Below are 465 nucleotides of genomic sequence, written 5' to 3' on the forward strand. Positions count from 1 at the left end.
TTTACCCTCGAAAGCCCCTTTCGAAGATTTAGCACCAAATACAGTAATTGTTGATTTAAATAGCATGGATAAATTCCTTATAAGCAGTTTGATTAAGTAGAGGAACACCAACGAATAGTGGTGATTCGTCATCTACATTTATGTTGAAAATACGACGATTTAGACTTGAAAGACGTAATGACTGCATTACGGATGCATGTGTAAATTGGAGACGTTTAGGTACTTCATCTTTATCAGATGAAATCATGTTCAAAAGAACATCGTCAGATAAGATTTTTCTAAATTGACGAATGTATTTACCGAATTGTATTTTTAATACATCAATCGCTTTATCAAAGTTAATAGTTGCTTGTTTCTCAACAAGTTGGCATTTTTCAGGTGCAGTAAAATCATGCAATTGATTACACAATGCTTCGAGCGCTGGATAAGCACCTTTAAAATAGGTAGATGGAGACAAAAGGACAT

At 34.0% G+C, this 465-nt stretch carries 1 pseudogene; it reads right to left on the reverse strand.

The annotated features are described in order from the left end of the window. Positions 1-55 precede the first annotated feature (55 nt). Positions 56-465 (reverse strand): annotated as a pseudogene (locus ACG9ZL_RS21195) (replication initiation factor domain-containing protein); the annotation flags it as partial.

It is taken from the genome of Acinetobacter legionensis (assembly GCF_048551735.1).
GTDB lineage: Bacteria > Pseudomonadota > Gammaproteobacteria > Pseudomonadales > Moraxellaceae > Acinetobacter.